We start from the raw sequence: 20,176 nt of genomic DNA, 5'->3' as shown, positions 1-20,176 counted from the left end.
ACCCCATTCTCGCGCCCCGTCCACCGCTCCAGCAAGGCGAGCAGCGCAGGGAAGAAGACCGTGGTCCCCAAGAAGGTGCACATGACCCCCAGTAGCGCAATCTGACCGATACTCCGCAGCCCCTGGTGGTTGGCGACCAGCAGCGCGCCATACCCGGCCGCGTTGGACAGCGTGGCCACCACGGCCGCCAGCCCCGTATGGCGCACCACCTTGCCGAGCGAGCCGGGCCCCTCCTCCTCGTACCGGTGGAACAGATGCACCGAGTTGTCCACGGCGATGGCCAGCAGGTTGGGCAGCACCACCGCGTTGATGAAGTTGAGCTGGACGTCGAAGAGGTACATGCCCCCGCCAGGCACGTCATGCCCAGGAACAGCGGCCCGGTGACGAGCAACGCGCGCTTGAAGCCGCGCAGGCTCACCAGGATGACGACGAACACCACCGCGGCGGCGGACCCCAGGATGAGCGGCCCGTCCGCGCTCACCAGCGCGAAGATGCGCGCGGCGATGCGGTTGCTGTCCAGCACGGCCAGGTCGATGCCGCGCGCCTTCGCGCCCTCCACCACCTGGTCGATTTGCGTGGCCCAGCGCCGCAGCTCCTCGGTGTCGGAGTTGGAGACGGACGGGAACAGGAGCAGGAAGGTGCCCTTCCCGTCCGTGGCCTCGAAGCGCCGGCGCACCTCCACCGGCACCGCCTCCAGGCCGTAGGGCTTCGCCGCCAGCATCCGCTGGAACTCCCGCAGCCGCGCGTCCTCGCGAAGCGCCGCGGGCAGGTCCTCCAGTTCTTGGAAGGCCTCGCGCAGGGCCGCCAGCTCCACCTCCCGGCGCTCTCCATCGGAAGGCAGCAGGTCGTTGAGGGACGCGGAGCCGAGGATGGCGGAGTCCGCGCCGTTGCGCTGCTTCACCTCCGCGATGACGGCCTCCACCTGCGCCGCCTGCGCCACGTCGTCCACCAGGAAGATGGCCGGGTTGAGGGGCTGGCCCAGCTGTTCGGTGACGCGGTCATCCAGGCGCGACGCCGGGGACTCGCCCTTGAGCTTGCGCATGTCCGTCTCGAAGCCCAGCTGGGGCGCCACGGAGACGGAGAACGCGGCGAAGCCCACCACCGACAGCGCCAGCCCGGCGATGACGCCCGTGGGCCAGCGCCGCCACGCCCGCTCCGGCGGGGCCACCTGGGGCGCGGTGGCCTCCGCCGCCGCGTCCGCGCGGGCCGGACGCAGGCGCTCCGCGATGGCCAGCAGCGACGGCCCCATCGCATACGTCGCGAGCACGGCCAGCAGCACGCCCAGGCCGGCCAGCAGGCCGAACTGGTTGAAGGCCTGGAACTGGGCCAGCAGCAGCACGAAGAACGCCGCCGCGTTCGTCACCGCGGACGTCACCGCGCCGCGGAAGGTGCCGCGCACCGCCGCGGCGATGGCCTCGCGCGCCGGCCGCGTGCGCCGCTCCTCCCAGTACCGCATGTACAGGTGGACGCCATACTCGATGCCCAGGCCAATCAAGATGGCGACGAGGAAGCCCGTCACGATGTTGAGGTGGCCAATGGCGAGCTGCGCCGCCGCGAACGTCAACACCACGCCCACCATGACGGGGATGCCGACCACGGCCAGCGCCGCGACGCGCCGCGTGGCGAGCAGGATGAGGCCCACCGCGACGAGCGCGGACAGCGTGCCCGCGCGCGACAGGTCGCCGCGCATCACCGCGTCCTCTTCGATGCGCCCCTGGAAGTTGCCCGTGGCCTGCAGCGTCACGCCCGGATAGCGCCGCGCCGCGAGCGTGCGCCCGGTGCCCATGACCTGGTCCACGAAGCGCCGCGCGAAGGCCAGGTCTCCCGCCGTCCCGGACGGCTTGATCATCAAATAGACTTCAGTGCCGTCCGCGCTGGCCAGCGTCTCGCGCATGGGCGCGTCCGGCGCGTACTTCTTCGCGAGGGCGTCGAAGTCCAGCGGCTCCGGCGTGCCCCCCAGGTCGAAGAAGAACGGGTTGGCGCGCTGCCGCTCGTAGCGCAGGCGCGCCGTCAGGTCCTGGCGTAGCGCGGCGAGCTTCTCGATGGGCAATAACAGCAGCGCATTTCGACGAAAGAAGTCCACGTCATAGCGATGCTCGACGTAGCGGACCTCGGGCATCACTTCCAATTGCGTCTGCAATTCGGCCGCGTATGCCTCCAGCCGCTCCGGAGTGTCTCCCTTTGCAACGAGGACCAGGTAGCCGTCCCCGCCTGCCTTCTCTGACACGCGTGTCAGATCCCGCACTTCCGGGGAGCCCCGCGGGAGCAGCTCCACGAACGACCCGCGGAACTCCAACCGCGACGCCACGGCCACCCCGCCCAGCGCGAGCAGTGAGAACACGAGCAACACCTGCCAGGGCCGCGAAACCGCGGCCTGGATGAAGCCTTCGAACCACCGTTGAGACCTGGCCAACGTCGACTCCTCGGGGACCGGCGACGGAGCAAATTCCCGGCCAGTCAGCGGCGCTCTTGAACAGCGGGTGAAACGGAAGGCCTCCAGGCGCGCCACACGGACAGCAGGTGTGCAGCCCGATGCACACCCCGCGCTCCAGTATCGACTGGAGAACACCGTGTGTCGGACGGCGGGGTGCCATCAAAGTCTCAGTGCTGTCAAGGCGAGCCCGGATGCGGGTGACGACAGAGGGATGGAGGGCGCGGCGCTTGCCTTGACACTGCCGCGCTCCCTCTTTATTCACGCCCCCGCGTCCCCCGTCAGAGGCCGCCGGACGCAGAAATCCCCGACGCGGATTGCTCCCTGCATCGGGGGAGTCGCGACTGGAGAGCCCCATGAGCGACGTCTTCGACAAGTGCCGTAACTGGAAGGACTACCGTATCGCGAAGGCGACGGGTCTCTATCCGTACTTCCGCGCCATCGAAGCGTCGCACGGCGCCACCGAGGTGGAGATCGAAGGCAAGCGCGTCATAATGGTCGGGTCCAACAACTACCTGGGCCTGTCCGCCGATCCGCGCGTGAAGGAAGCGGCCATCAAGGCGACGGAGAAGTTCGGTACCACCAGCTCCGGCTCGCGGCTGCTCAACGGCACGCTCGCGCTGCATGAGGAGCTGGAGGCGCGACTGGCGAGGTTCCTCAACCGCGAGTCCGCCATCGTCATCTCCACGGGCTTCCAGACGAACCTGGCGTTGGCGTCCATCCTGGGCCGGCACGACATCGTGTTCAGTGACCGGCAGAACCACGCCTCGCTGGTGGACGGCATCCGCCTGTCCTTCGCCACCGAGCGCAAGTTCCGCCACAACGACATGGACCACCTGGAGCAGTTGCTGTCCCAGGCGGACCCCGAGGTTGGCAAGATCATCGTCACCGACGGCGTCTTCTCCATGGAGGGCGACCTCTGCAACCTGCCCCGCATCGTGGAGCTGGCGAAGCACTACAACGCGCGGGTGATGACGGATGACGCGCACGCCATGGGCGTGCTGGGCACGCGGGGCCGGGGCACGTCCGAATACTTCGATCTGGAGAAGGAGACGGACCTCGTCATGGGGACCTTCTCCAAGAGCTTCGCGTCGCTGGGCGGCGTGCTGGCCGGTCCCTTCGAGGTCATCAACTACATCCGCCACAAGGCGCGCTCGGTCATCTTCTCCGCGTCCATGACGCCGGGCTCCATCGCCGCGGCGCTCAAGGCGCTGGAGATCATCGAAGCGGAGCCGGAGCGCCGCGCCCGCCTGCTGGACATCGCGGAGAAGATGCACAACGGCTTCCGCGCCATGGGCTTCGACACGGGCGTGTCGGTGACGCCGGTGGTGCCGGTGCACATCGGCGACCAGGTGAAGTGCTTCCGCTTCTGGCGCGCGCTGCACGAGGCCGGCGTCTTCGCCAACCCGGTGATTCCGCCGGCGGTGGAGCCGGGCCACGCGCTCATCCGCACCTCCTACATGGCCACGCACACGGACGCGCAGCTGGACCGCGTGCTGGACACCTTCGAGAGCATTGGCCGGAAGCTGGGCGTGATTCCGGAGACGCGCCCCACCGTCTACGAGCCGGTGCAGATTGCCCGCCCGGGTACCCGCATCCTGGCCAACCGCGCGAGCGAGACCTGGGCCGCGGGCTCGAACGGCCTGCTGGCCGACACGGGCGGCATCACCCTGGACCAGCTGTCGCGCATGTCCTCGCGCGAGGTGGCCGGGCGCCTGTTCGACGCGGTGGAGCAGCTCACCTGGCGCGCGGCCAACCTCCAGCCGGAGGACCTGCGCAAGCTGGGCAACGCGCCGCTGAAGCTGTGGGAGAAGCGCGGCGAGCTGCCGGGCCTGCTGCTGGAGAAGGGCGCTCACTTCTTCATGCGCAACGGCGCCCACTCCGACCGGAACTGAACCGCCCATGGCCCTCCACGCCGAGCCGTCCCAACCCACCCGCGCGTCTCCGCCCATGCCCTCGGACGTGCAGGTGACCCCAGTCCGCGGCGAGGCGGAGCGGATGCAGTTCATCCGCCTCCCCTACGCCCTCTACCAGAGCGACCCGCACTGGGTTGCTCCGCTGGAGATGGAGCGCAGGGACTTCCTGGACCCGAAGAAGAACCCCTTCTTCGAGTACGGCGAGCTGGAGCTGTTCCTCGCCCGGCGCGGCCCGGACGTGGTGGGCCGCATCGCCGCCATCCGCAACCCGCGGCACATGGAGCTTCACGGCACGAAGGAGGGCTTCTTCGGCCTCTTCGAGTGCGTGAATGACGCGGGCATCACCCGGAGCCTGCTGGAGGCCGCCGCGTCCTGGCTGCGCCAGCGGGGCATGAACGCCATGCTGGGGCCGGCCAACCTGTCCTCCAACCAGGACTGGGGCCTGCTCATCGACGGCTTCGACACGCCGCCCGCGGTGATGATGCCGCACAACCCGCCCTACTACGCGGCGCTGCTGGAGGCCTGCGGCCTGACGAAGGCCAAGGACCTGTACGCCTACGAGCTGTCGTCCTCCGCGCAGCCGCCAGAGAAGGTGGTGCGCATCGCGGAGAAGCTTCGCGTGCGCGACGGCGTCGTCGTGCGTCCGGTCAACATGAAGGACCTGGACGCCGAGGTGAAGCGCATCCGCGACATCTACAACTCGGCGTGGGAGAAGAACTGGGGCTTCGTGCCCTTCACCGACGCGGAGTTCGACCACCTGGCCAAGGAGCTCAAGACGGTCGTCCGGCCGGAGCTGGCGCTCGTGGCGGAGATCCAGGGCGAGCCGGTGGCCTTCTCCCTCACGGTGCCGGATGCCAACCAGGCCATCCGCGCGGCCAACGGGCGGCTCACCACGTTCGGCCTGCCCATCGGCCTGGTGAAGCTGGCGCTGGCCTCGCGCCGCATCAACCGGCTGCGCCTCATCATCCTCGGCATCAAGGAGGGCTACCGGCGCCGCGGCCTGGACGCCATCCTGTACCTGGACACCCTGCGCACGGCGAAGCGGCTGGGCTACGTGGGCGGGGAGATCTCCTGGACGCTCGAGGACAACCACCTGGTCAACCGCGCCATCGAGTCCATGGGCGCGCAGCGCTCCAAGACGTACCGCGTCTACACGCGCGCGCTCTGATCGCGGCCCGCCCCCGAGGAGTCTTCCTTGCGCTTCCTGCTCACTGGCGGCACCGGGTTCATTGGCCAGCGGCTCGCGCGCCGCATGGTGGAGCGCGGCGACACGCTCACCCTCATGGTGCGCGCCAGCTCGCGGCGCGGGCCCCTGGAGGGACTGGGCGCCCGCTTCGTGGTGGCGGACCTGACGACGGGCGCGGGCCTGGCCGAGGCCGTGCGCGACGTGGACTGCGTGCTGCACCTGGCCGGCGTCACCAAGTCCCGCGAGCCCGAGGGCTACCTGGAGGGCAACGCGAAGGGCACCCGCCGGCTGGTGGAGGCCATGGCCGCCCTGCCTCACCCGCCCCGGCTGGTGTACTGCTCGTCGCTGGCCGCCGCCGGTCCGTCCACGCCAGAGCGCCCGCGCCGCGAGGAGGATCCCCCCGCGCCCGTGTCCCTCTACGGCCGCAGCAAGCTGGGCGGAGAGGAGGCGGTGCGGGAGCTCGCGGACCGCGTTCCGTCCGTCATCGTCCGGCCGCCCATCGTCTACGGGCCCGGTGACGTGGAGTTCCTCCCGTCGCTGCTGCCCATGGCGAAGCTGGGGCTGGCGCTCAAGAGCGGCTTCGGCCCCAAGCGCTACTCGCTCATCCACGTGGACGATTTGTGCACCGCCCTGCTCGCGGCCGGGGAGCGCGGCGCCACGGTGTCGAAGGAGGACGCGGCGCGTGGCGTGTACACCGTGTCCGACGGCGTGGAGCACTCCTGGGAGGACGTCTGCGCGGCCATGGCCGGGGCGCTCGGCAAGGGCCGGCCCGCGGTACTGTCCGTGCCGCAGACGGTCAGCTACATGGTGGGGCTGGGCTCGGAGGCCGTGGCCCGCCTGCGCGGCACGGTGCCCATCCTCAACCGGGACAAGGTGCGGGAGATGCGGTGCCCCGCGTGGACGTGCTCCACCGAGCGCGCGAGCCGGGAGCTGGGCTTCCTGCCCACCATCCCCCTGGCCCAGGGCCTGGCCGGCACCCTGGCAGCATACCGCGAGGCGGGCGGTCGCTGAAAAAACGAAGGCCGAGGCACCCTCGAGGGCACCTCGGCCGGGACAGCTGACGCGGACCGCGCTGGGCGTCAGGGGACCGCCGTCTGCCCCGCGCTCTTCTCCGCCGACGCCGCGTTCTCCTTCTCCAGCTGCGCCCGCTTGCTCTTCAGCGTGGACAGCAGGCCGTCGAAGCCCTTGTCGGCGAGCAGCTTGCGGAACTGCCCCTTGTACGTGTCCACCAGGGACACTTCGTCGGTGATGACGTCGTAGATGCGCCAGGCCCCGCTGGCGGACGTGCGGTACAGGCGGTACTCGACGGGGACGGCGTCCTTCTTCACCGTCACCGTGGTGCCCACGGAGGCCTCGTTTCCGTCGATGCCTTCCTCGCCGTACTTCACCTGCGCTTGCGCCTGCCCCAGGGCCTTCTGGGCATAGGACGCGCGCAGCAGGCCCGTCATCGTGTCGGTGAACTCCTTGCGCTGGGCGGGCTTGAGGCCAGCCCAGGCCTTGTCACCCAGCGCGCGCTTCGCCAGCTCCTCGAAGTCGACGAACTTCTCCACCACGCTGGCGAGCGACTGCGCGGTGGCGCCGGACGCGTTGGCGGCCTTCTGCACGTCCGCGTTCCCGGATTTGACGACCGTCAGCGGGCCGGGCGCGGCGGCGAGCAAGGTGGCGGCAAGCAGGGAAGCAATCATTCAATGGGCTCCGAGTGAAAGGACGACAGGGAAGACAGTGGTGAGCGCATGGTTATTCACTCGGGGCCAGCGGCGCCCCGGTTACCCGCGCAAGGGCGGCCATTCCTACCCGAACGTCGTGCCAGCTCTTGCCTTTGTCACCTGAAGCCTGGGCATAGGCCGTGAATGCGTCCACCAGGTCACGGGTGTCACCGGTCCCCAGGTCGAACGCGGTGAAGGCAGCCGTTACCCACCGGCGGGCATTTCGTTCCGCTTCGCCAAAGGCCCGGGCGCGGCTCCAGGCGGCCACCAGTTCGCCGTGCACCTTGGCGACCTCCAGGCGGATGCCCGCGCGAATCTGCTTCTCCTGCGCGCGCAGCTTGTCCAGCTCCGCGCGGGCCTGCTCGAGCTGGGCATCCTTGATGGGAATATCGAACGTCCCCCGCATCACCAGGCCCAGGCCCGCGGTGCGGTCGTTGAACGGATCAAAGGCGAAGGGCGTGCGCTGCCGCGTGGCGCTGGTGGTGAAGCGCACGTCGTAGAAGCCGGCCAGGCCCAGGTCCGGGTAGTAGCTGCGCTCACGGATGAAGACCTCCTGCTCGCGCGCGGCGATGCCCGCGGCGACAGCCGTGAACTCCGGACGGTACTGCTCCGCGCGCACCAGGGCCTGCTCCAGGCTGGGCACCGGCACGTCCTCTTCGAGCTCCAGGTCTTCTTCCACCACCATCACGACGTCGTCGGGCCCCGCGTTGGCCAGCAGGCCGATGGCGGCGAGCGCGAGCTGCCGCCCCTGCAGGGCCTCCGCCTTGCGCGCCTCGACGAGCTGACGGAAGAACCGGACCTTGTACGAGTCCACCGCGGACACCTGGGCGGAGTCCTCCTTGAGCAGCCTGTCGATGCGCTGGCCGGCGTCCTCCAGCCGCTTCGCCACCTCTTCAATCTGCTGAAGCCCGCTGCGCGCCAGCTGGTAGCCGAAGTACGCCTGCGCCGCCTGGAAGCCGACCTCGTTGCGCATGCGCTCGCGGAGCGCGGCCCCCAACACCGGCCCCTGCGCGCCCGCCTTCTCCAGCGCCGTCAGCTTGCCGAAGGTATAGAGCGGCAGCACCGCGTTGCCGGTGGAGAACATCGTCACGCCGACGCGGCCGAAGTTCAGGTCGCCTTTAAAGGTGGCCTCCGTGGTGGGCGGTCCGCCCAGGCCGTCGTTGCGAGCCTCGGGCGTGGGGCCACCCGCGCCCACGGTGATTTCGAACTTGGGGAACCAGGCCCAGCGCGCCTGCTGGTAGAGCGCCTGGAACTTGCGCAGCTCCGCCGTCGCCTCCTCTACCCGGGAGTCGGATTCACGAGCCCGCGCCACCAGCTGCGCCAGCGTGAGCGGCGCCCGCCGCGCCGGCGTCTCCTCCGAGTCCGGCGCCTCCGTCACGCCGTCCTTCACCTGCTCCGCCTCGGCGGAAGGCGCCAGGGCCGGCGCGGGTGAAATGGCCTGCCCCCGCTGAGAGGAACCCGGCGTCTCCTCAATCGAGCTGGGGGCAATGCCCGGCGGGCTCGGTGGCAGCTCCCGCCCCCCGGTGCCCACGCGCGGCGTGGGCCGCGTCCCTCCCGGCGCCCCGGTCCCCGGCACCGTCGTGGGCACGTCGGACCCCGGCGTCCCCAGGTCGGGTGTCGCCGGCGCGGGCATCGCTCCGGGCGCGGGCGTCGCTCCGGGCGCGGGCGTGGAAGGCGCCGGCGTGCTTCCGGTGCTGCCCGGTGAAGGGCTGCTCCCCGTCCCGACCGACCCGGGGGTGAGCTGCGCTCCGGCAACTCCCGCCGCGAGCACCAGCGCCATTGTCACGCCATGATCCAGGTGTCTGCGCATCAGCCCGCCTTGTGTGGTCCCCCATATCCGAGAACCCCACGGCGGCGCAGCATGTCCGTTCGGCATCGAGCCGTCACCGGTGTTGTTCGTCCCATGGGCGCCCCGTCCGGTGATGGGGGCTGCGCCCTGTCGTGGAACCCGTGACACTCGCGCGTGAAAAGGAGTTGGTAGGACGTGACGCATGCAGCAGATTGCGCCCTGTTCCCGAGACAGAGGATCCCCACACATGCCTCATACCGATCGCGTCAAGCAGATCCTGTCGTGGTACCCGTCCGACAACCCCGGCACGCTGACCAACCTGGCCCGGCTGCTGAACACCGGCACGCTGGCCGGCACGGGCAAGCTCGTCATCCTCCCTGTCGATCAAGGCTTCGAGCACGGCCCGGCTCGCTCGTTCGGGCCGAACCCCGCCGGCTACGATCCGGACTACCACATCCAGCTGGCCATCGAGTCGGGCTGCAACGCCTACGCGGCGCCGCTGGGCTTCCTGGAGGCGGTGGCCGGCAAGTACGCGGGTGAGATTCCCCTCATCCTCAAGGTCAACAACTCCGACAGCCTGGCCAAGGTGCCCCACCCCATGTCCGCGGTGACGAGCTCCGTGAAGGACGCCGTCCGCCTGGGTTGCACCGCCGTCGGCTACACCATCTACCCGGGCTCCGGGGCGCGCAACGAGCAGTACGAGGACCTCCGCGACATCATCGCCGAGGCCAAGTCCTACGGCCTGCCCACCGTCCTCTGGGCCTACCCCCGCGGCAGCCTGTCCAAGGAGGGTGAGACGGGAATCGACGTGGTGGCGTACGCGGCGCAGATCAGCGCCCAGCTCGGCGCGCACGTCATCAAGGTGAAGCCGCCGCAGGATCACCTCGAGCAGGCCGAGGCGAAGAAGGCCTTCGAGAAGGCCGGCATCGCCACCAAGACGATGGCGGACCGTGTCCGCGAGGTCGTCCGCTCCGCCTTCAACGGCAAGCGCATCGTCATCTTCTCCGGCGGCGAGGCCAAGGGCACCGACGCCCTGCTGGAGGAGATCAAGCAGATCAACGCCGGCGGCGGCTTCGGCTCCATCATGGGCCGCAACGCCTTCCAGCGTCCGCACGCGGAGTCCATCAAGCTCCTCAAGGACGTGATGGCCATCTTCGCCGGCAAGGCGTAGGCGGCTCGGCGGTAGCCGCCGGAGCCCGAAGGCCCGTCAGCGCCCCGCTGGCGGGCCTTTTTCGTGCGCCACGGAGCGCCGCGCGACGCGGAAAACAAAAAGGCCCGCCAGGTCTCCCTGGCGGGCCTCTTCATTTCAGAGTGGAGCTAATCGGGATCGAACCGATGACCTCTTGAATGCCATTCAAGCGCTCTCCCAGCTGAGCTATAGCCCCGTCTTTTGCTGCTGAGCCGCTTTGGGGAGCGGCCCGACCGGCGAAGTGGGTGCCTTCTACCGCTTCTTCGCTCCAGGCACCAGAACTCTTTGAGGCCTGGGTGCGTTTTTTTGCTCTTTCAACCGCTCCGCCACTTCGTCCCCTTCCCGGAGGAGATCGGTGAGCTCGCGAGCGTGGGCTTCGACCGCCTGCTCCGCCGCCTCCACCGCCTTGAGCGCGGCGCCGAACCCCGCGGGCAGCTCCAGCCGGCCCTTCTGGACCTGACGCCAGACGGCTTCGCCCAGCTCCTTGAGCGCCTTCTCCTTGTGATCCTTCAACACGGTGGTGCGAGCGTTCGCCCGGGCCAGGTCCGTGTTGCGCTCCACGGCCTCGCGCAGCTCGGCCAGCCGGGCCTGCGCCGCCTGGAAGGCGTCGTTGATCTGCTTCACCACCTCGGACTGCTTCGAGTCGGCCGCCAAGTCAGTCACACTCCTTGAGAAATCAACGATTGCGTAGCGTGCGCTCTCGGAGCCTGTCAACCCGGCCCCGTCCCTGTCCTCCGCAGCCGGGCCGCGAAGAAGCCTCCCCCGGGGACCTTGGGAGGCAGCGCCTTCAGATAGGGGCCCTGCGCGGCGAGCGCCGCCCGCTCCGCGCCCAGGACGTCCTCGACTGGCTCCAGCGTGAACTCCGGATGCTTCGCGAGGAAGGCCTCCACCACCGCCTCGTCCTCCTCGGGCATCACCGAGCAGGTCGCATAGACGATGAGTGCACCCGGCTTCGCCTGGCGTGACACCTCTTCCAGCAGCTCCGACTGCGTGGACTGGTACTTGGAGATTTCCTGAGCGGTGAGCTTCCACTTCTGATCCGGCTCGCGCGCCAGGGAGCCCGTGCCGCTGCACGGCGCATCAATCAGCAGGACGTCCGCGTCGGACAGCGGGAGCGGATGCGGAAAGGCGACCTGCCGGAGGGAGAAGTGGCGCACGCGCTCGCGCGCCTCGGCCAGCCGTCGCCGCGAGCGGTCCCCGGCCAGCACCTTGCCCCGGGGTCCGACGAAGTCCGCCAACGCCAGCGTCTTGCCGCCCGCGCCGGCGCACACGTCCGCCACGGTGAAGCCCTCCAGCGAGCCCTCCTGGGGACGGCACAGCTCGGAGATGAGCTGGCTGCCCACGTCCTGCACCTGGAGCCGGCCGGACTTCATCATCCGCGTCTCGAAGACGCGGTGGCTGGAGTCCATCACCCGCACCGCGTCCGGCGCCGCGGCCACCGGCTCGGCGTTGACGCCCTCCTCCTTCAGCGCCGCCAGCACCGCGTCCCGGGTCCCCGGGGGCCGCGCGCGGAAGTGCAGCGACGGCTCTTCATCGAGCGACGCCAGCAGCCCCTCCAAGACGTCCTCCGGGTACACCTGGGCCAGGCGCTGCACCAGCCAGTTGGGGAACGAGTAGCGCAGGGCCAGCCGCTCCGTCTGGGACTCCGGCAGCGGCGCCTCCGGCAGCGGCTGCTCCACCACGCGCTGGAGCAGGTCGTCCTTGATGGTGCGCGGACGCACGGGCCCCGGCAGCCGGACCTCGGGACCAATGCGCGTCCAGCCCTCGCCACAGAAGATGCGGCGCCAGAGCGCATAGCGCACCAGCGCCTGGTCCTCCGTCAGCCCCACCTTTCCCATGGTGTGGCCCAGCAACCGGGCCGCCAGGTCCAGCAGGCGCTGGTGCCGGGACAGCTCCCGCACGGCCATGGCGGTGAAGCGCCGCTCCTGGCCGCCCAGGCCATTGGCCTCTCGCAAGGCGTTGGCGAGCGCGGCCTTCAAGGGCTCACCGCGAAGCACCGCGATATGGGCCTCGAGCGCCGCCGTCGCACCACGACGAGACGGACGACCCAGGCGCTCCGGGTCCACGGGCGTTGCCGGCCAGACGGAATCCACGTGCCTCAGCCCTGCCCTTTCAGTCCCACGCCCACCACCAGACAGCCCGCCGGGCTGCGCATCCGAGGCGTCTGCCCGGCCCCCAGGAAGAAATACCCGGGCGCCGCATGCGACACGCCATCCACTTCAAGTACGCCTTCGACCACCTGAATCCCCACGCCCCCCGGTGTCGGGTGGAACGCCCCGGTGAAGTCACCTCCGGCCGTCACCGACACCCACACCGCCTTCAGCGCGTCTTCCCGCGCGAGCTGGACGTGGGCGCCCTGCGGCGACCAGTCGCTCGCGGGAGGCCGCTGGCCCTGCGTGGCCAGCCGCTCCACGTCCTGACGCAGCGCGATGAAGCGCTCCACCAGGGCGTAGATGTCGTCAATCTGGAACGGCTTGAGGAGGATGGCGTCCGCCACCTGGGGCTGGACGGTCTGGATCACCTCGTCCGGCGTCGCGGCGCTGACAATGGCCACCGCCTGCTGGCGCCTCCGGGCCGCCTCGACGACCGTCCGGCCGCCCAGCTCGCCCCCCGCGATGCGCAAATCACTGATGACCAGGACGAAGCGCTCGGCCTGGAGGGCCGCGACCGCTTCCTCCCCGGTGCCGACCGCATGGACCTCCGCGAGCTCGGAGATGAGCTCGCCCATGCCTTCCCGCAGGCTCGCGTCATCCTCGACCAGCAACACCCTCATTGACGGGGGACCTCCGCCGCCCCTACCTGCTGGAGCCTGTCCTTTATCAGGACCGGGCGCGTCCAGCGCAAGAGCAGCGCGCCGGTCCTGCCCTTCGGATGATGGCCCTCCCCGGACTCGAACCGGGACGCGGGGTCAGCCGCAGCGGATTTTGAGTCCGCCTCGTCTACCAATTTCGACAGAGGGCCCCCTGCTGTCGCGACGAGCAGACGTATACCGCGACTTGATACCAAGTGCATCCGAAGATTGCGGTGCTCCACGCACATCGCTAAGAGGGGCCCCCCATGTACAACCTTCTCATTTCCCTCGGTGTGGGAATCGCCGTCGCGCTCCTGGTGAAGGTCGCCGGCTTCTCCATCTGGGCGGGGCTCGTCCCCGGAGTCCTGGCCCTCGTTGGCACCTACATCGTGCTCGCTCGCCGGGTGGCCAGCCGCGTCCAGGCGCTGATGACGGTGGTCCAGAAGGACCTTCAGTCCCAGCCCAGCAGCCAGAAGGACGCCCAGTCGCGGGTGGACCGGGCGGTGAAGACGCTGGAGCAGGGGCTCGTCTACGACAAGTGGCAGTTCCTGGTCGGTCCGGAGCTTCACTCCCAGATCGGCATGCTGAAGTACATGGTGAAGGACCACGACGGCGCCAAGGCCGCCTTCGCCAAGGGCAGCGGCCGCAACTACATGGCCAAGGCCATGGAAGGCGCCCTGTACTTCCAGCGCAAGGACTTCGACGCCATGAAGAAGGCGTTCGAGTCCGCGACGAAGAGCGGCAAGAAGGAGTCCATTGTCTGGGCGGCCTATGCCTGGTGCCTGATCCAGAACAAGGACAAGGACGGCGCGCTGCGCGTGCTCGCCCGGGGCGTGGAGGAGAACCCCAAGGACGAGAAGCTCAAGGGCAGCCTCGCCCAGCTCCAGAACGACAAGCGCCTGAAGATGAAGCCGTACGAGCCCATGTGGTGGCAGTTCGGGCTCGAGGCGCCGCCGCCGGTCATGCCCCCCATGGGCGGCCGCCGCATGCAGTTCAACACCCGACGCTAGCGACTCGTCGCGCGGCCCTCGAGCGTCTGCCCGCGCACGGGAATATCTACCGGCTTGTCCCTCGGCGCGCTGCAACGTCTTCCGACCCTGTACAACAGGGCGACGCAGAGGGTGCGCAACCGCCCGGAAACACTCTGACTGCCCTCCCCCACCGCGGGGCATGGTGCTTGCTCCCGCACCGTGCTCACGGATGGCGGGGAGAGGCCCCGTCTCGCGGAGCCTGACAGGCTTGGCAGCCGGAGGTCTCGGGTGAAGGTTGTGGGCGTTGGGGTGTGCTTGCAGGACCGGGCGGCGGCGGATGCGCGTGGGGCGCAAGGGCGTTGGGAGCACACGGAAGGGCGTGGCACCCGAGACTTTCGGCCTGCCATTTCGCAGCAGCCGAGTGAAGCGGAGTGGTGCATGGAACGGCGCGGCCGGACCTCCGAGCGGTCCCTTCTGCTCGTCATCGAAGACGACGCTCAGGTCCGCGAGAGCCTCGTGGACCTGCTCGCCGTCCGCTTCGATGTGCTCGCCGCTCCGGACTCGGATGCGGGGCTGGAGCTGGCGCGGGAGCACCGCCCGGACCTCATCCTCCTGGACAGGTTCCTTCCCAGCGGAGACGGGCTCGCGGTGCTGGAGCTGCTCCAGCGCGAGCCGCGCACGGAGGCGGTGCCCGTCATCTTCCTGACGGGCGACGCGGACGAGGCCACGCTGGAGCGCTGCCTGGAGATGGGCGCCGTGGACTTCATCCACAAGCCGGCCAGCGCGCGGGAGCTGCTGGCCCGTATCGACCGGGCGCTGCGCCAGAGCGAGCAGCAGCGCCGGCTGCAGATCCTCGCGCAGACGGACGGCCTCACGGGGCTGGCCAACTTCCGGGCGCTGACCCTCCGGATGGAAGAAGAGTTCCGCCGGGCACAGCGCTATCAGTACCCGCTGAGCGTCGTCATCATCGACCTGGACCACCTCAAGGCCATCAACGACGGCATGGGCCATGACGTGGGCAACCGGGCGATCCTCGCGCTGGCCACCCAGTTGAAGCACGAGCTGCGCGAGTCGGACTTCGCGGCCCGCTTCGGTGGAGACGAGTTCGTCGCGCTGCTGCCGCACCAGACGGCGCAGGAAGCAGCCGTCTTCGCCGAGCGCATCCGCACCGGGCTGCGCGCCGTCGGCGTCCAGAAGAACGACGGCCGCCCTGCCCCCTTCGGACTGAGTGTCAGTGTGGGCATCGCCGACCATACCTTCGAAGGGCCCCGCGAGGACACCGAGTCGCTGATGAAGGCGGCGGACGCGGCCCTCTACGAGGCAAAGCGCGAGGGGCGGGACCGGGTCGTCGTGTTCGGCAGGCCCGCGAACGCTCCTCCAGCGCAGCGGCACTGAACGGGGCGCGGTGAGGCAGGCAACGGCGGGGCAGCAGCGAGGGCGCGGATGATGCTGGGGAACAAACTGGCGACGGGTTCGAGGGTGGCGGTGGTGGGAGGCGGCATTGCCGGAGCGGGGCTTGCCGCCTCACTCCTCTTCAACGGGAGGGCCCGCGGGCTGGCGCTGGACGTGCGCGTGTACTCCGGAGGAGCGCAGGAGCGCACCGCCCCGCCGGCGGTGCTGACACCGGAATGCCGCTCACGCCTGGCCGCGCTGGGCTGCCGCATTCCCTCCGAATGGCGCGCCCATGAGCTGCGCGGCATTGAAATCATCGCCGAGGGCCGGCGCGATCTGCTGTCCTCCACGCCCGGTGGCCTCTGGGTGGTGGACGGCTGGCCCCAGGGCCTGGGCGGCCTGGAGCAGGTGCGGGACGTGCTCGCCACCGCGGCCAGCGCCCAGGGCGCCCGCTTCCTTCCCCGCCATGTCGAGCGCGTGGAGCGGCAGGCCCCCGCGCCAGACGCGCCCGCCTCCGTGCGCGGCGCGGGCGCGCTGGTGGTGCGCGCCCAGGGCAGTGGCGAACGCTTCCACGCGGTGGCGCTGGCGTCGGGCGCCGGGCCGCGGATGGGTGACGCGTTCTTCAAGGGCTTCCGCCCTGCCCCCACCCTCCCGGCGGTGCAGGCCCGCCTGCGCCATGCTTCGCCTCGGCGGGAGCTGGCCCCGGTGGCCCGGCTGTGGATTTCGCCCCTGCCGACGGTGGATGGGCTGTTCCTGCTGCCCGGCGCCAGCTCGGTGTACGCGCTGGCCTTCGGGCCGGCGGTGACGCCCGCGGACCTCTGCCAGGTGCTGATGATGGCCGCGCGCGACGGCCTGGTGGAGGAAGGCTTCGAACTGGCGGCCCTGGAGACCACCCGCCTGCCCTATGGACCCGGCCGGACGCTGGTGGCGCCGGGACAGCTTGCCGTGGGGCCCGCGGCCTTCGGCCACCCGCTCCAGGTGGGGCTGTCGGAGACGCTGGCTTCATGCAGCCGCGCGGCGGTGGCGCTGCTCGACGGCGGGCTGGACGCGGGCACGCTGGAGCGCCGCTACGTGCGCGAGGGCCTGGGAGAGCTGCTGGAGGACGCCGCCGCGGGGGCCCGCACCCTCCCCTGGCTGCGCCGCGCGGGGCCTCGGGCGCCGGAGGCCTTCGTCAAGGCGAAGGGGCGGCGGACGCTGGGCGGCACCTTCGGCGGCGGGGTGCTGGGCCTGAGCGGCCCCACGCCCATCGCGCTCCTGGGCGCCGCGCGCTGGGCGGGCCTCAAGGAGCTGGTGGGCTCCTGGCTGCGCACCACGGTGGAGCCGGTGCCCTCGGTGGTGCCGGAGCTGGAGCCGGACCTCTACTACGTCGTGGATGACGACCCGGACGCGCGCGAGGCGCTCACGGCGCTGCTGGAGAGCACCGGGGCGAAGGTGGTGTCCTTCGCCGACGAGCTCGCCCTCTTCTGCGCGGTGGCCCGGCGGCCGCCCACGGCCATCCTCCTGGACGTGGTGCTGCACTGGGTGGACGGCCTGCGGCTGGCCGAGGGCCTGAAGCAGCATCCCCTCACCCGAAACACCCGCGTGCTGGTGATGAGTGGCCTCAACCGGCCCCATGTCCGGCAGCGAGCCCTGGACGCGGGGGCGGAGACCTTCCTGCCCAAGCCCGTGGACCCGGACCGGCTGCTGCGCATCCTCACCGGCCGGCCCCCCATGATGCCCGGACTGGAGCCCGCGCCGCACGCCTCGGACGACGCGCGCGAGCGGGCCGCGGACCGCTACGCGTCCTGACCGCCACCGGGGATGGCCACCGCGGAGACCGGGGCGTGGATGGCCTCGGCGCTCCCGGGCATCAGCGCCTTGAGGTTGCCGCGGATCGTCTCGCAGATCCGCTCCAGCGGCAGGTCGTTGTCGTCGTGGCCGAACGGGTCCTCAATCTCCACGCCAATCTCTTCAATGCCGAAGAAGACGTAGGCGACGATGAACGTGGCCGGCACCGTCATCCAGCCGAACGAGTCCACCAGCGCGAACGGCAGCGTGTAGCAGTAGACGAGCAGCGCCCGCCGCAGGTGCATCATGTAGGCGAACGGAATGGGCGTCTTGTGGATGCGCTCACAGCCGCCGAGGTAGTCGATGAGCAGCTGGACGTTCTGGTCGAGCTGCATCTGGACATATTCGGCGTAGTAGCCCCGCTGCCGGCCCTCATCGAGCACGGCGGACAGCTTCTGCGACACCGCGAGCGGGACGTGCTGGCTGCCCAGCACCGCGTCCGCTTCGTCACGCGGCAGCTCGGAGGCGACGGGGCCCAGGTCGCGCTCCCCTCGCAGTGACGCGGCGGCGGCATAGGGGAAGGTGCTGATCCACCGCAGCAGCGCGCCGTAGAGCGCGGCGTCCCGACGCATGAAGACGCCGGAGGCGCGGGCCAGGTTGCGCGTCTCGTTGACGATGCCGCCCCACAGCTTCCGGCCTTCCCAGAAGCGGTCATAGGAGGCGTTGGTCCGGAAGACGAGCAGCAAGCTGAGCGAGATGCCGGCCAGCGTGTGCACCGTGGCCGGGATGTCCAGGGGCTTGAGGTGGTGATGGACCGCGGTGACGCCCACGGCCCACAACACACAGACGAGGACCCGCGCCACGATTTCGCGGACCATGGAGCCGCGAAGGTAATGAAAATAGCTCCACCAACGGTGCGGGTCGTAGTCGATCATGGTCGCAGGCTGCGTACGCTGCCGCGCCTGCGCGGGGCATGGCAAGCGTCAATCCAGGGGGACACGTGGGATGTGTCCGCCCTGGACTGCCGCTGCTGCCCTTGCCCGCCTGCCCGTCAGCGGGAGATGGAGGCAGGGGCTGTCGGGTTGCCCGAGCGGAGCACCCTCCGCACGGAGAGGGCGCCCGCCATCAGCGCCACGCCCCGGAAGAAGATGCCGATTCCCACCAGCGTGCCCACCAGCCAGACGGCGGAGATGGGCCACTGCCGCATCACGACGATGCCCAGGAAGATGGACACGGCGCCGTAGAAGAAGTCCCAGCCCCACCGGGGGTAGCGGTCCATCACCGAGGTGATGGCGTGGAAGAGCCCGCTGGCGAAGAAGTAGCCCGCCAGCAGCAGCGTCATCGCGCCCAGTCCCGCCGCCGGGTAGATGAGGACGAACAGCCCCACGACGACGGAGAGGATGCCGCTGAGCAGGTACAGCCAGAACGGGCCGCCCTCCTTGCGCGTCCGGAAGGCGGAGATGGCCTCCATGACGCCTGCTCCAGCCAGCATCGCGCCGAAGAGGATGGCCGTCACCAGGCTGGTGAAGAAGGCGGCCCCCAGCGCGACAATCCCCAGCAACGTCATCAGGATCCCCATGATGAAGGGGCCACCCCAGGCCGCCGAGTTCACCCTCGGCCTCGTGTCAGAGGTCACGACTTCCGGTCTGCGTTCATCGGTGAAGGCCATGGTGACTGCTCCTGAAGCGAGTGCACGTCGGAGGCCGAGCCGCCCCGCGTCTCGCCCGCCTGTTGGCAGGCGACAAGGGCCCCCGGCACATCCACCGCCGAACATGGGCTCCCGCGATGGGGCCGGCAACGCTCGCTGACGCCGCTCTGTCCCCCGCCTGCCCCGGCCTCGAGGGCGTCAGGGTGTGCGACCGCCGCCGAGCGGAAGCGCCGCCTCGTATGGGGGCGCCAGGAAGACAGCACCGGGCTCCTTCCGGAACCACGTCAACTGCCGTTTGGCGTAGCGGCGCGTCTCCTGCGCGGTGTCGTGAATAGCCTCTTCGCGCGTCATCCTCTCCTCAACGACGGCGCGCGCCTGCACATAGCCCACGCTGCGCATGGGCGCCGCATCCGCGTACCCTCGCGCCAGCAGGTCGCGGGTCTCCTCGACGAGCCCACGCTCGAACAACCTCCGCGTGCGCGTGTTGATGAGCCCGTACAGCACGTCGCGCGGTGGCGACAGGACGTACAACTGGAAGGGATAGCGGTCCGGCGCGAAGGCATGGGCCTTCCGGAACGCCGAGGCGGGCACACCCGTCCGCGCATGAATCTCCAGCGCCCGGATGACGCGGACCAGGTCCTGCGGCGGGAGCTTCGCCGCCGTCTCCGGGTCAACCTCCGCCAGCTTCCGGTGCACCGCCTCGCGCCCCTCACCGGCCGCGAGCGCCTCCAGCTCCGCCCTCAGCTCCGGCAAGGCCCCGGGCGCCTCGAGCACGCCATGAAGCAACACGCGCAGGTACAGCCCGGTGCCGCCCACGACGAAGACAGGCCGACCGCGTGCGGCGATCTCCGCGATGACGACGTCCGCGCGCCGTTGGTACTCGACTGCGGAGAAGGTCTCCATCGGGTCCACGGCGGACACCAGGTGATGAGGCACCGCGGCCAGCTCCTCCGCGGAGGGCTTCGCCGTGCCGATGTCGAAGTGCCGGTACACCTGCTGCGAGTCCGCGCTGACAATCTCGCCACCGGCCCGCTGGGCCAGCGCGATCGCCAGCGCCGTCTTCCCCGACGCCGTCGGCCCGGCAATCACCGTCAACAGGGGCCGCCGCGCTCCACCCTCACCCATTCGCCAACGCTCCCTGAAGCACCGCCGCCGCGGACGCATCCCGCGCGAACACCAACCGCACGGGCGAAACCTCCGACAGCAACCGCCCCGCCGCGCCGAGCAGCCCCCCCCGCCCCGCGGGCGTCGCCTCGGGCAGCAGGGCGTTGACGAGCAGCATCCGTCCGACGTCTCCAGCGGCCCGCGGCTCCCACCGCGACACGCCGTCCCATGCCAGCGTCCCCACCGCGCGCAACGCCGCCTCGGCGGCCTGCCCTACGTTCCAGGG

General features: G+C 70.3%; 15 protein-coding genes, 2 tRNA genes and 2 pseudogenes. 7 read left to right on the top strand and 12 right to left on the bottom strand.

The window, feature by feature from the left end; translation table 11 throughout:
* Positions 1-2,413, bottom strand: a pseudogene (locus HV826_RS38185) (efflux RND transporter permease subunit); the annotation flags it as partial.
* A 374-nt stretch (positions 2,414-2,787) separates the two neighbouring features.
* Between HV826_RS38185 and HV826_RS33000 the strand changes: the two are divergent.
* From HV826_RS33000 to HV826_RS32990, 3 genes are read left to right on the top strand one after another with little or no spacing between them, the layout of a single operon-like run.
* Positions 2,788-4,326 (top strand): aminotransferase class I/II-fold pyridoxal phosphate-dependent enzyme, encoded by a 1,539-nt coding sequence (locus tag HV826_RS33000; protein WP_176421012.1) that lies wholly within the window; start codon positions 2,788-2,790, stop codon positions 4,324-4,326.
* A 7-nt stretch (positions 4,327-4,333) separates the two neighbouring features.
* Complete coding sequence (locus tag HV826_RS32995; RefSeq protein ID WP_176421011.1) at positions 4,334-5,515, top strand: N-acetyltransferase; 1,182 nt, start codon at positions 4,334-4,336, stop codon at positions 5,513-5,515.
* 27 nt (positions 5,516-5,542) lie between these two features.
* Positions 5,543-6,544, top strand: coding sequence for an NAD(P)-dependent oxidoreductase (locus HV826_RS32990; protein WP_176421010.1), 1,002 nt, complete (start codon positions 5,543-5,545; stop codon positions 6,542-6,544).
* A gap of 68 nt (positions 6,545-6,612) precedes the next feature.
* On the opposite strand, the gene HV826_RS32985 is transcribed toward HV826_RS32990, so the two are convergent.
* Together HV826_RS32985 and HV826_RS32980 are read right to left on the bottom strand one after the other, a co-directional pair.
* Entirely contained in the window at positions 6,613-7,218 is a 606-nt protein-coding gene (locus HV826_RS32985) for a phospholipid-binding protein MlaC (protein ID WP_163785149.1), read from the bottom strand.
* A gap of 52 nt (positions 7,219-7,270) precedes the next feature.
* On the bottom strand, positions 7,271-9,019 hold the full coding sequence (locus HV826_RS32980; protein ID WP_255217535.1) for a TolC family protein: 1,749 nt from the start codon (positions 9,017-9,019) through the stop codon (positions 7,271-7,273).
* Positions 9,020-9,275: 256 nt separating this feature from the next.
* Between HV826_RS32980 and HV826_RS32975 the strand changes: the two genes are divergently transcribed.
* The gene (locus HV826_RS32975; protein WP_176421008.1) at positions 9,276-10,199 is read left to right on the top strand and encodes a class I fructose-bisphosphate aldolase; all 924 of its coding nucleotides are present in this window, start codon (positions 9,276-9,278) and stop codon (positions 10,197-10,199) included.
* 141 nt (positions 10,200-10,340) lie between these two features.
* Here the strand turns inward: HV826_RS32975 and HV826_RS32970 are convergent.
* From HV826_RS32970 to HV826_RS32950, 5 genes are all read right to left on the bottom strand, one after another.
* Positions 10,341-10,413: transfer RNA gene (locus tag HV826_RS32970), tRNA-Ala, on the bottom strand.
* Positions 10,414-10,469: 56 nt separating this feature from the next.
* Positions 10,470-10,871 (bottom strand): hypothetical protein, encoded by a 402-nt coding sequence (locus tag HV826_RS32965; RefSeq protein WP_255208403.1) that lies wholly within the window; start codon positions 10,869-10,871, stop codon positions 10,470-10,472.
* Positions 10,872-10,927: 56 nt separating this feature from the next.
* The gene (locus tag HV826_RS32960; RefSeq protein WP_176421013.1) at positions 10,928-12,214 is read right to left on the bottom strand and encodes an RsmB/NOP family class I SAM-dependent RNA methyltransferase; all 1,287 of its coding nucleotides are present in this window, start codon (positions 12,212-12,214) and stop codon (positions 10,928-10,930) included.
* A 101-nt stretch (positions 12,215-12,315) separates the two neighbouring features.
* Positions 12,316-12,990 (bottom strand): response regulator, encoded by a 675-nt coding sequence (locus tag HV826_RS32955; RefSeq protein WP_176421006.1) that lies wholly within the window; start codon positions 12,988-12,990, stop codon positions 12,316-12,318.
* 102 nt (positions 12,991-13,092) lie between these two features.
* Positions 13,093-13,178, bottom strand: a tRNA-Leu gene (locus HV826_RS32950).
* A gap of 96 nt (positions 13,179-13,274) precedes the next feature.
* Here HV826_RS32950 and HV826_RS32945 point away from each other — a divergent pair.
* The 3 genes from HV826_RS32945 (at position 13,275) to HV826_RS32935 (ending at position 17,159) form a co-directional block, all read left to right on the top strand.
* The gene (locus tag HV826_RS32945; protein WP_176421005.1) at positions 13,275-14,018 is read left to right on the top strand and encodes a M48 family metallopeptidase; all 744 of its coding nucleotides are present in this window, start codon (positions 13,275-13,277) and stop codon (positions 14,016-14,018) included.
* 399 nt (positions 14,019-14,417) lie between these two features.
* Positions 14,418-15,374, top strand: a complete 957-nt coding sequence (locus HV826_RS32940; RefSeq protein WP_176421004.1) for a diguanylate cyclase — start codon at positions 14,418-14,420, stop codon at positions 15,372-15,374.
* A gap of 48 nt (positions 15,375-15,422) precedes the next feature.
* On the top strand, positions 15,423-17,159 hold the full coding sequence (locus HV826_RS32935) for a response regulator (protein ID WP_176421003.1): 1,737 nt from the start codon (positions 15,423-15,425) through the stop codon (positions 17,157-17,159).
* On the opposite strand, the gene HV826_RS32930 is transcribed toward HV826_RS32935, so the two are convergent.
* The 4 genes and pseudogenes from HV826_RS32930 to HV826_RS32915 form a co-directional block, all read right to left on the bottom strand.
* Positions 17,147-18,073 (bottom strand): bestrophin family protein, encoded by a 927-nt coding sequence (locus HV826_RS32930; protein WP_176421002.1) that lies wholly within the window; start codon positions 18,071-18,073, stop codon positions 17,147-17,149. The genes HV826_RS32935 and HV826_RS32930 overlap by 13 nt on opposite strands.
* Before the next feature lie 116 nt (positions 18,074-18,189).
* Positions 18,190-18,750, bottom strand: coding sequence for an HdeD family acid-resistance protein (locus HV826_RS32925; protein ID WP_368671051.1), 561 nt, complete (start codon positions 18,748-18,750; stop codon positions 18,190-18,192).
* 234 nt (positions 18,751-18,984) lie between these two features.
* Positions 18,985-19,911, bottom strand: a complete 927-nt coding sequence (gene miaA, locus HV826_RS32920) for a tRNA (adenosine(37)-N6)-dimethylallyltransferase MiaA (protein ID WP_176421000.1) — start codon at positions 19,909-19,911, stop codon at positions 18,985-18,987.
* Positions 19,904-20,176, bottom strand: a pseudogene (locus HV826_RS32915) (hypothetical protein); the annotation flags it as partial. The gene miaA and the pseudogene HV826_RS32915, both read right to left, overlap by 8 nt.

Source organism: Myxococcus sp. AM010 (assembly GCF_013372585.1).
In the GTDB taxonomy this organism is placed as follows: domain Bacteria; phylum Myxococcota; class Myxococcia; order Myxococcales; family Myxococcaceae; genus Myxococcus; species Myxococcus vastator.
The sequence above is the reverse complement of the archived record's forward strand: the minus strand, read 5'-3'. Positions and strand labels throughout refer to the sequence as shown.

Coding starts and splice junctions, on each gene's coding strand:
- HV826_RS33000 (WP_176421012.1), top strand. CDS start 2,788: ATGAGCGACGTCTTCGACAAGTGCCGTAACTGGAAGGACTACCGTATC.
- HV826_RS32995 (WP_176421011.1), top strand. CDS start 4,334: ATGGCCCTCCACGCCGAGCCGTCCCAACCCACCCGCGCGTCTCCGCCC.
- HV826_RS32985 (WP_163785149.1), bottom strand. CDS start 7,218: ATGATTGCTTCCCTGCTTGCCGCCACCTTGCTCGCCGCCGCGCCCGGC.
- HV826_RS32980 (WP_255217535.1), bottom strand. CDS start 9,019: ATGGCGCTGGTGCTCGCGGCGGGAGTTGCCGGAGCGCAGCTCACCCCC.
- HV826_RS32975 (WP_176421008.1), top strand. CDS start 9,276: ATGCCTCATACCGATCGCGTCAAGCAGATCCTGTCGTGGTACCCGTCC.
- HV826_RS32955 (WP_176421006.1), bottom strand. CDS start 12,990: ATGAGGGTGTTGCTGGTCGAGGATGACGCGAGCCTGCGGGAAGGCATG.
- HV826_RS32945 (WP_176421005.1), top strand. CDS start 13,275: ATGTACAACCTTCTCATTTCCCTCGGTGTGGGAATCGCCGTCGCGCTC.
- HV826_RS32940 (WP_176421004.1), top strand. CDS start 14,418: ATGGAACGGCGCGGCCGGACCTCCGAGCGGTCCCTTCTGCTCGTCATC.
- HV826_RS32935 (WP_176421003.1), top strand. CDS start 15,423: ATGATGCTGGGGAACAAACTGGCGACGGGTTCGAGGGTGGCGGTGGTG.
- HV826_RS32930 (WP_176421002.1), bottom strand. CDS start 18,073: ATGATCGACTACGACCCGCACCGTTGGTGGAGCTATTTTCATTACCTT.
- miaA (WP_176421000.1), bottom strand. CDS start 19,911: ATGGGTGAGGGTGGAGCGCGGCGGCCCCTGTTGACGGTGATTGCCGGG.